Consider the following 9,591-nt stretch of genomic DNA (forward strand, 5'->3'; position numbering starts at 1 on the left):
GGCGCAAGAACGGCCGGGCGCTCTCGCTGGTCATCGCCTCGCCGGCCGCCCAGGAACCGTACGCGTCGATCGCCAAGGAGCTCGCCAACCAGCTCGCCGCCCAGGGCATCGAGGTCAACGCGATCACGCCGCCGCCGCGCGACCTGTTCAGCGGCCTGCTGGCGATGCCGGTCGTCGGCGGGGTCCAGCAGCCGACCGGCGACTCGGCGGGCAACGTCGGGATCGACATCGCCGTCGTCCCGCAGGCGGTCGGCGGCGACACCGCGTCGGTGCTCGCGTCGACCTTCGGCTGCCGCCCGGAGCAGACGGCCGCCGGCGTGGACAAGACCAAGCCCGTCGTCCCGGGCAACGCGGCCGGGTTCTGCGACCCGGCGCTGCAGCCGTCGATCGACGCGGCGCTGTCCGGATCCACCCAGATCAGCGAGGCGCTGACCACTCTTGAGCCTGAACTTTGGCGCCAGAACGTGGTGATTCCGTTGTTCCAATTGGCTGACACCCTGGCGATCGGATCGGGCATCTCGGGCGTCACGCCTGGTCCCCCCATGGTGGGCCCGTTCGGGTCGGCGGTGAACTGGACTCGCGGCCCGAAGTAATCGGTTGGCTACGCATTCAGTACTACCGGGTGATCTTTACCAACGCCTTCGAGTGGGACGTTGTGAATCCATGAGGTAACCGTCGTATTTCTGGATGTCGACTGGAAGTCACCCTTTGGTCACGATCGACCCGGAACTGGTGACTGTCGGTGCTTTTCCTTTCTAGCGTGCACCCGCAGTGCGCCAGTTGAGTGTCGCTTGGCGTGTCGTAGGCTCCGGCCCAACCAAACCGGAGCGGTGTGGGCCCTTGTCCCGATATTCAAGGGCTCAGTGCTAGGAGGGCACACTTCATGAGGAGATCCAAAGCAGTCTCCGCTTTGTCGCTCGTCGCCGGCGCTTCGCTGTTGCTGAGCGCCTGCAGCGGTGGTGATTCGGGTTCGGGCAACACCGATCAGAACGGATCGTCGACCGACGTCAAGGCGATGGCTGTCGGCAAGGCCGAGACCGGTGACCTGTTCAAGCTCGCGGACACCCCGGGGTACGACGGCACGGTCACGATCGGTATCGACGACGGGTACTCGGGGTACAACAACCAGACCCCGGACACCAACAGCTCGTACAACAACTACGTGTTGACCGCGGTGCTCTCCGGTACGTTGAAGCTCGACGGCAACAACAAGATCCTGCTGAACAACGACGTCTTCGAGTCGTGGGACGTCACGCAGAAGGAGCCGCAGCAGGTCACGTACAAGATCAAGCCGAACATCAAGTGGTCGGATGGTCAGGCGTACGACTGCAAGGACATGTACCTGGCGTGGCTGTCGCAGAGCGGCCTGGCCAAGGGCCCGGACGGCAAGAACCCGTTCAACTCGGCGTCGACCACCGGTTACTCGCTGATCAAGCAGGCCACCTGCAAGGACGCGCTGACCTTCGTCACCGACTACAGCGAGCCCTACCTGGACTACAAGGGCCTGTTCAACGCGCCGGCGATCATGCCCGCGCACGTCCTCGAGGCCAAGACCGGCATCGCCGACATCTCCAAGCTGGCCCCGACCGGCGACCCGGCCCAGATCAAGGCCGCCGGTGACTTCTGGTCGAACGAGTGGAAGGGCTTCAAGGCGGACATCATGCCGTCGTCGGGCCCGTACAAGATCACCGCGTTCGACGCCAACCAGAAGGCCGTCACCCTGGAGAAGAACCCGCAGTGGGCGGGTGGCAAGGGTGGCCCGTCGAAGATCATCGTCCGCGCCATGGAAGACACCAAGGCCATGGCGACCGCGCTGCAGAACGGTGAGATCGACGTCGCGGCGTCGACCCAGCCGGACGCCACCGCGGCCCAGACGATGAAGGGCCTCGCGGCGCAGGGCGTGACCTACGGTTCGGCCTCGCAGCTGACCTACGAGCACCTCGACCTGAACTTCAAGCGGATGTTCCAGGACAAGGACCTGCGCAAGGCCTTCCTGGAGTCGGTCAACCGCAAGGAGATCACGGACAAGCTGCTCAAGGAGGTCCAGGCGGACGCGGAGCCGCTGAACAGCGTCGTGTTCTTCCAGGGTGAGCCTGGCTACACCGACCTGTACAGCAGCAAGGCCGGCCTGGGTGCCGAAGCCGCGGCCAAGACGCTGACCGACGCCGGCTGGACCAAGGGCGCCGACGGCATCTTCGCCAAGAACGGCGTGCGTGCCTCGTTCAAGATCACGCACAACCAGAACGCCCGCCGCAGCCAGACCGTCGAGATCATCATCTCGCAGGCCAAGGCGGCCGGCATCGAGGTCAAGGACGAGACCGACGCCAACTTCCTCAAGGGTGGCCGCGTCTCGACCGGTGACTACGACGTCGCGCTGTTCGGCTGGTCGGCCCAGCCGTTCAAGGCGGAGTCGAAGTCGATCTACGTCTGCCCGGACAAGGGCGGCGAGCAGAACTACCAGAACCTCTGCGACTCGAAGATCGACGACGCGTACAACGCTGCGGTGAAGGCGACCGACGAGCAGGTCAAGCTGCAGAAGTACCAGGAGGCCGACAAGGCCATCGCCGACGACTACGCGACCCTGCCGCTGTTCCAGACGCCGAGCATGTGGGCGTTCAAGGGCATCGACCGCGTCTACATGCAGTCGTACGACGGTGTTCTGTGGAACGTCGGCGAGTGGGAGCAGAAGAAGTAGGGCTCGCCCCGCCTCTTCTTTCCCCTCGCTCCAGATGACCTGGGAGGTACCGGGGTCCGGCCACGAGCCGGGCCCCGGTACCCACCGGAAGTAGCTGTTGACCGTAGGGTTACCGCCACTACGGTAGACAACCGGGTAGCGGTCCAGCGCACTTCTGACGACCAGGCCCGGATGAGGAGCAGTTCGTTGAACCTGGTGATCTACATCCTTCGCCGTCTGGCGATATCGATTCCCGTCCTCCTGGTCGGGACTTTCTTGTGTTTCGTCATGGTCGCCGGCACCGGTGACCCGCTGGGCGAGCTGCGGCAGAACCCGACCATCAGCAAGGAAGCGCTGGCCGCCACGGCCGCCAAGCTCGGTCTCGACCAGGGCATCGTGCCCCGTTACTTCACGTGGCTCGGTGACTTCCTGACCGGGAACTGGGGCATCTCCATCGCCCAGGGCAACGCCCTCGCGCCGGTCGCGCCCAAGGTGATGGCCGCCTTCGGCGTCACCCTCAAGCTGGTCGTCGGCGCCGAGATCCTCGCGCTGATCATCGGCATCATCGTCGGCGTGCTCGCCGCGGTGAAGCAGTACTCGATCATCGACTACCTCGCGACCACCCTCGCCTTCCTGCTCTTCTCGATGCCGATCTTCTGCGTCGCGATCGTGCTGAAGCGGTACGCGATCGAGATCAACGGCTGGGTCCGCGACCTCGGCCTCTCCGACGTCCTCGGCAACCCGTGGCTGCGCACGACCAGCCCGGAGCAGCTGAAGACCGACGGTGTCGGCGACTTCATCACCAGCACCATCGGCGCGTACCTGCTGCCGACCCTGTCGATCATGGCGATCAGCTTCGCCGCGTACAGCCGGTTCCAGCGCGCCTCGATGCTCGAGGTGATGAACTCGGACTACGTGCGCACCGCGCGCGCCAAGGGCCTCGGCAACGGCCGGGTCATCTTCCGGCACGCGTTCCGCAACGCCCTGATCCCGGTGTCGACGCTGTTCTCGGTCAACTTCGGGTCGGTGCTCGCCGGCGCGATCATCACCGAGACCGTGTTCAACTGGCACGGTATGGGCACGTTGCTGGTGGAAGCCGTCACGAAGAACGACACTCAGGTGATGATGGGTTGGCTCGTCGTGATCGCCAGCAGTGTCATCGTCGCCAACCTGATCGCCGACCTGATGTACGGCATCCTGGACCCGAGGATTCGCGTTGGCTGACTTGAACTCTCTTCTCGCGAGCGAAACCGCTGCCGCCGAAGGCACGCTCCCGCCGGAGGCACTGCCCGAGCCGCGCAGCCAGGGCAAGCTGGTCCTGCGGAAGTTCCTGCACCACAAGCTGGCGATGGCCTCGACCGGCGTGCTCCTCCTGATCGTGCTGCTCAGCATCCTGCTGCCGATCTTCTGGAAGCACAACTACGAGGACAGCTCGTTCCCGTCCTTCGCCAAGCCCAGCGGCGACTTCCCGCTCGGGACGACGCAGGTCGGCAAGGACATGGTGTCGCAGGTGCTGCGCGGCACGCAGTACTCGCTGCTCATCGCGCTCACCGTGTCGATCCTGGCCACCGTGATCGGGGTCGTGTTCGGCGCGATCGCCGGCTACCTGCGCGGGTTCTCCGACTCGGCGATCTCCCGGGTGACGGACCTGTTCCTGATCATCCCGCAGATCGCCGCGGCGGCCATCCTCGCCAAGGTGTTCGGCGGCGGCTCCTGGTACATCGTCGCACTGGTGCTGGCGGCGTTCGGCTGGATGCAGATCGCCCGGATCACCCGCGCCGAGGCGATGTCGCTGTCCCAGCGCGAGTTCGTCGACGCGGCCCGCGCGTCGGGCGCCGGGACGTTCCGGATCATCTTCAAGCACCTGGTGCCGAACATGGTCGGCAGCATCACGGTCAACGCGACCCTCGCGGTCGCGCAGGCCGTGCTGGCGGAAGCCGCGCTGTCGTTCATCGGCCTCGGTGTCCAGCTGCCGGACACTTCGCTCGGCCGCGTCATCCTGGAGAACTACGCCCAGCTGCAGACGCGGCCGGCGCTGTTCTTCGGGCCGTTCATCGTGCTCGTGCTGATTTCACTGACGATCAACTTCATCGGTGACGGTCTTCGCGACGCCTTCGACCCGCGCCAGCGGAGAATGAAGGCCTGAACGCGCGACGCGGGGGTGACCGGTTCCGGTCGCCCCCGCGTCCGTTTTCCGCGGTGATCGCCGGACCTGGGGGTTTCGGATGAATCTCGTGCTCTACGTGCTCCGCAGGCTGGCCATCTCCATCCCGGTCCTGCTGATCGGCACGTTCCTCTGCTTCGTCATGGTCGCCAACACCGGCGACCCGCTCGGCGAACTCCGCAGCAAGCCGGGCATCAGCGCCTCGGCGATCGCCGAGACCGAGCACAAGCTGGGCCTGGACCAGAGTGTGGTCGCCCGCTACTTCAGCTGGCTCGGCCACTTCCTGACCGGCGACTGGGGCATCTCGATCGCGCAGGGCAACGCGTTCACCCCGGTCCAGCCGAAGGTGATGGCCGCGTTCAAGGTGACGCTGGAGCTGGTGCTGACGGCGTCGGTGCTGGCCCTGTTCTTCGGCGTCCTGGTGGGCGTCCTCGCCGCGGTGAAGCAGTACTCGATCTGGGACTACGCCGCGACGACGCTGGCTTTCCTGATGTTCTCGATGCCCATCTTCTGCGTGGCGATCGTGCTGAAGGGCTACGCGATCCGCGCCAACATCTGGGTCCGCGACCTGGGCCTGACCGACGTCCTCGGCGACCCGTGGCTGCGCACGACGAGCCCGGAGAGCCTCTCGGCCACCGGAGTGGGTGACGCGCTCGCGAAGTACGTCGGCGCGTTCCTGCTGCCGACGCTGTCGATCATGGCCATCACGTTCGCCGCGTACAGCCGGTTCCAGCGGGCGTCGATGCTGGAGGTCCTGGGCGCCGATTACGTGCGGACAGCGCGCGCCAAGGGCGTCTCGAACAGCCGCGTGATCTGGCGCCACGCGTTCCGCAACGCCCTGATCCCGGTGATGACGCTGTTTTCGGTCAACTTCGGCGCCACGGTGACGGGCGCGATCATCACCGAGACGGTGTTCAACTGGCACGGCATGGGGACGCTGCTGGTCGAGGCGGTCAACAAGAACGACCCGCAGGTGCTGATGGGCTGGCTGGTGGTGATCGCGGCGAGCGTGGTGATCGCGAACCTGGTCGCGGACCTCCTGTACGGCATCCTGGACCCCCGCATCCGCGTCGGCTGACCGCTCCCGCGGGCGCCACGGCCCCGCTCGATCACCCGGCCGGGCGGGTGCTGTCGTAGCGGTGCCGGTTTTCGTTGATCTCGTGGCGGTGGGTGGCGGCCCAGTCGCTGAGGGCCGTGGCGGCGTCCAGCAGCGTGGTGCCCAGCGGGGTGAGGGTGTACTCGACGCGTGGGGGCACGCTGGGGTGCACCTGGCGGGTGAGCAGGCCGTCGCGTTCGAGTTGCCGCAGCGTCAGGGTGAGCATGCGCTGGGAGATGCCGGCCACCGCGCGGTGCAGTTCGCCGAAGCGCAGGGTCCGGTCGCGAAGCTGCCCGACGACCAGGATCGTCCACTTGTCACCGATCAGGGCGAGGATCCGCAGCACCTGCCGGCACGCCTCGGCCTCCGCCTCGGGGCCGTCGGCGGCTGCCTTCAAGGGTTACCTCCGTGTGCGTCACCGACATGAATGTGCCGTCTTGCCGGCGATCCCGTAGTGACAAATCATGGGGCTGCGAACAAAGAGTAACCCATGGTGGGAAGGGAGCTGGGGTGGCGAAGACCCTCGTTGTCGTCGGTGCCGGGCCGGGTCTGGGGATGGGCGTGGCCCGCGCGTTCGGCCGTCAGGGCTTCCGGGTCGGGCTGATCGCCCGGACCGAGGCCACGCTCGACGGCCTGGTGGGGGCGCTGGCCGGACTCGGGGTGACCGCCGCGGCGTTTCCCGCCGACATCCGTGATCGTGACGCCTTGGCCGATGCCCTCACCGCGGCCCGGCAGGCGCTGGGACCGGTCGACGTGCTGGAGTACAGCCCCAGCCCGACCGGCGCGATCACCCACGCCGCGCAGACCACGGTCGCGTCCGCCACCGAGCAGTTCGAGCTGCACGTGCTGGGGGCGGTGACGGCCGTGGGACAGGTGCTGCCGGGCATGCGGGCCCGCGGCGAGGGAACGCTGCTGCTGACCACGGGCGTGTCCGCCACGATCCCCGCGCCGTTCCTGGCCAACGTGGGCCTGGCCATGGCGGGCCTGCGCAACTGGGCGCACACCCTGCACACCGAACTGCGACCGCAGGGGATCCACGTCGCGACGGTGACGATCGCGTCCGGTGTCGTTCCCGGCGACGAGGTCGCCGACCCCGACGTGATCGGTGCCCGCTACTACGGCCTGTACCGGCAGCGGGACCGCGCCGAAGAGGTCATCGGCGACCTCGAGGCGTTCCGCGCCCTCGTCGCCGGGAGCTGACCACCCCGCCAACGCGAAGGGCCCCACCCGGCATCCGGGTGGGGCCCTTCGACGTCCGTCCGTCAGTCGGCCACCGGGGCCAGCCTGCCGGCCTCCCAGGCCGCGCGGCGCTCGGCCTGCAGCACCGGGTCGGCCACCGGCGCCGCCGACAGCAGGCGCTTGGTGTACTCCTGCTGCGGCGAGTGCAGCACCTGGTCCCGCGTGCCGACCTCGACGAGCTTGCCGTGCTGCATCACCGCGACGCGGTCGGCCAGCAGGTCGACGACCGCCAGGTCGTGGCTGATGAACAGGCACGCGAACTGCAGCGACTGCTGCAGGTCCAGGAACAGGTCCAGCACGCGGGCCTGCACCGACACGTCCAGCGCCGACGTCGGCTCGTCCGCGATGAGCAGCGCCGGGTCGAGCGACAGGGCGCGGGCGATCGCCACGCGCTGGCGCTGGCCGCCGGACAGCTCGTGCGGGTAGCGGTTCATGTAGTGCCCGCCCAGCTCGACCTTGTCGAGCAGCGAGCGCACCCGCGCCGACAGCTCCTTGCCGGAGAGCACCTTGTGCAGCACCATCGGCTCGGCGATCGACTCGCCGATCGTCATCTTCGGGTCCAGCGTCGACGCCGGGTCCTGGAACACGATCGAGAAGAACCGGCGCAGCGGCCGGATCTCCTTGGCCGACATCGTCGTGATGTCCTTGCCCGCGATCGCGATCGTGCCCTGGGTCGCGCGCAGCAGGCCGACCGCGCAACGGCCGACCGTCGACTTGCCCGAACCCGACTCGCCCACCAGGCCGACGATCTCGCCCTTGGCGATGGTCAGCGAGACGTCGTCCACCGCGCGGTTCTTGGCCTGGCCGCGGCGGCCCGGGTACTCGAGCACCAGGTTCTTGATCTCCAGGGCCGGGGCGGTCTCCTCGATCACGGCCTCCAGCTCGGCGTCGGCCAGCCGGATCTCCTCGGCGATCTTGGCCGCCTCGGTGCTGTCGGCGTCGATGCCCGCGTCGTCGAGCAGGCGGCGGCCCTCGGGGCGCTGGCCGAGCACCGGCACCGCGGCGAGCAGCCGCCGGGTGTAGTCCTCCTTCGGCGCCGCGAACAGCTCGCGCACCGGCGCCTCTTCGACGATCTCGCCCTGGTACATCACGATGACGCGGTCGGCCATGTCGGCGACGACGCCCATGTCGTGGGTGATCAGCACGATCGCCGTGTCCAGGGTGTCCCGCAGCTTGCGCAGCAGGCCGAGGATCTCCGCCTGGACCGTGACGTCGAGCGCCGTGGTCGGCTCGTCGGCGATGATCACCTTCGGGTCGCAGGCGATCGCCATGGCGATGACGACGCGCTGGCGCAGACCACCCGAGAGCTGGTGCGGGTACTGCTTGAACCGCAGCTCGGGGTTCGGGATGCCGACCATGTCGAGCAGCTCGACCGCGCGCTTGTCCGCGGCGTCCTTGGCGATGTCGAGGTGCGAACGCAGGGCCTCGCGCAGCTGCCAGCCGACCGTGTAGACCGGGTTCAGCGCCGTCATCGGCTCCTGGAAGATCATCGCGACCTGGTTGCCGCGGATCTTCTGCATGTCCTTCTCTTTGAGATCCGCCAGGTTGCGCTCGCCGAGGCGCAGCTCACCGGCGATCCGGCTGGTCTTGGGCAGCAGGCCCAGCACCGACATCGACGTGACGGACTTGCCGGACCCGGACTCCCCGACCACGGCGACGATCTCGCCGGGCTGCACGTCGAACCCGATGCCCTTGACGGCGTCCACGACGCCGTCCTCGGTCTGGAACGACACGCTGAGGTCGGAAATGGACAGGACCGATCCTGACACGCCGGCGACGTCCGCCGAAGTTGCTTCAGTGCTCACCAGATGCCCTTCGTGGGGGTACAGACGGTCACGACGCGGCGGTCGCGACTCGCGCGAGGATAACCGAGGGTGTCCCCGACGAAGGTCGGAGCACGGGAATTACGCTCAACCCGTGATCTCCCCGGTATCGCGAAGGCTGCTGTTCGTCCACGCCCATCCCGACGACGAAAGCATCACCACCGGCGCCTCGATCGCACGATACGCCGCCGAAGGCGCCGAGGTGACGGTGGTGACCTGCACGCTGGGTGAGGAAGGCGAGGTCATGGCCGACCTCGGGGAGCTGGAGGGGCTGCGCGCCCACACCGCCGACCAGCTGGGCGGCTACCGCGTCACCGAGCTGACGGCCGCGTGCGCCGCGCTGGGCGTGTCGCGGCACCGCTACCTGGGCGGGCTCGGCCGGTGGCGCGATTCGGGCATGGCGGGCACGCCGTCGGCGTCGCACCCGAGGGCGTTCACCGGGGGATCCGCGGACGAGCAGGCCGCGCAGCTGGCGGAGCTCATCGACGAGGTCCGGCCGCAGGTCGTCGTCACCTACGACGCTTTCGGCGGCTACGGCCACCCCGACCACATCCGGGCCCACGACATCACCATGGCCGCGGCGCCGCGGCCATGG

The 9,591-nt window shown here is 67.9% G+C and carries 8 protein-coding genes and 1 pseudogene; 7 read left to right on the top strand and 2 right to left on the bottom strand.

Annotated features, from left to right (window positions below; genetic code table 11):
• The 5 genes and pseudogenes from CCN39_RS26350 to CCN39_RS26370 all read left to right on the top strand — a co-directional run.
• Positions 1–593 (top strand): annotated as a pseudogene (locus tag CCN39_RS26350) (ABC transporter family substrate-binding protein); the annotation flags it as partial.
• 290 nt (positions 594–883) lie between these two features.
• Entirely contained in the window at positions 884–2,695 is a 1,812-nt protein-coding gene (locus CCN39_RS26355; protein WP_167455181.1) for an ABC transporter family substrate-binding protein, read from the top strand.
• A 186-nt stretch (positions 2,696–2,881) separates the two neighbouring features.
• Complete coding sequence (locus tag CCN39_RS26360; RefSeq protein WP_086846345.1) at positions 2,882–3,898, top strand: ABC transporter permease; 1,017 nt, start codon at positions 2,882–2,884, stop codon at positions 3,896–3,898.
• Positions 3,891–4,820, top strand: coding sequence for an ABC transporter permease (locus CCN39_RS26365; protein WP_086846347.1), 930 nt, complete (start codon positions 3,891–3,893; stop codon positions 4,818–4,820). The genes CCN39_RS26360 and CCN39_RS26365 overlap by 8 nt, the downstream gene beginning before the upstream one ends.
• Before the next feature lie 79 nt (positions 4,821–4,899).
• A complete protein-coding gene (locus tag CCN39_RS26370; protein ID WP_086846350.1) occupies positions 4,900–5,916 on the top strand; it encodes an ABC transporter permease in 1,017 nt (338 codons plus the stop codon).
• 31 nt (positions 5,917–5,947) lie between these two features.
• Here the strand turns inward: CCN39_RS26370 and CCN39_RS26375 are convergent, their stop codons facing one another.
• The gene (locus tag CCN39_RS26375; RefSeq protein ID WP_244211015.1) at positions 5,948–6,331 is read right to left on the bottom strand and encodes a winged helix-turn-helix transcriptional regulator; all 384 of its coding nucleotides are present in this window, start codon (positions 6,329–6,331) and stop codon (positions 5,948–5,950) included.
• A gap of 113 nt (positions 6,332–6,444) precedes the next feature.
• On the opposite strand from CCN39_RS26375, the gene CCN39_RS26380 reads away from it, so the two are divergent.
• On the top strand, positions 6,445–7,134 hold the full coding sequence (locus CCN39_RS26380; protein WP_086846352.1) for an SDR family NAD(P)-dependent oxidoreductase: 690 nt from the start codon (positions 6,445–6,447) through the stop codon (positions 7,132–7,134).
• 62 nt (positions 7,135–7,196) lie between these two features.
• On the opposite strand, the gene CCN39_RS26385 is transcribed toward CCN39_RS26380, so the two are convergent.
• Positions 7,197–8,978, bottom strand: a complete 1,782-nt coding sequence (locus tag CCN39_RS26385; RefSeq protein ID WP_167455182.1) for an ABC transporter ATP-binding protein — start codon at positions 8,976–8,978, stop codon at positions 7,197–7,199.
• A gap of 112 nt (positions 8,979–9,090) precedes the next feature.
• On the opposite strand from CCN39_RS26385, the gene mshB reads away from it, so the two are divergent.
• A partial coding sequence (gene mshB / locus CCN39_RS26390; protein WP_086846356.1) for an N-acetyl-1-D-myo-inositol-2-amino-2-deoxy-alpha-D-glucopyranoside deacetylase occupies positions 9,091–9,591 on the top strand: 501 nt, incomplete at its 3' end.

The sequence above is a fragment of the Amycolatopsis kentuckyensis genome (assembly GCF_002155975.1).
In the GTDB taxonomy this organism is placed as follows: domain Bacteria; phylum Actinomycetota; class Actinomycetes; order Mycobacteriales; family Pseudonocardiaceae; genus Amycolatopsis; species Amycolatopsis kentuckyensis.

Bases quoted from the DNA above. Each gene is read 5' to 3' on its own strand.
- CCN39_RS26355 (WP_167455181.1), top strand. From the start codon at position 884: ATGAGGAGATCCAAAGCAGTCTCCGCTTTGTCGCTCGTCGCCGGCGCT.
- CCN39_RS26370 (WP_086846350.1), top strand. From the start codon at position 4,900: ATGAATCTCGTGCTCTACGTGCTCCGCAGGCTGGCCATCTCCATCCCG.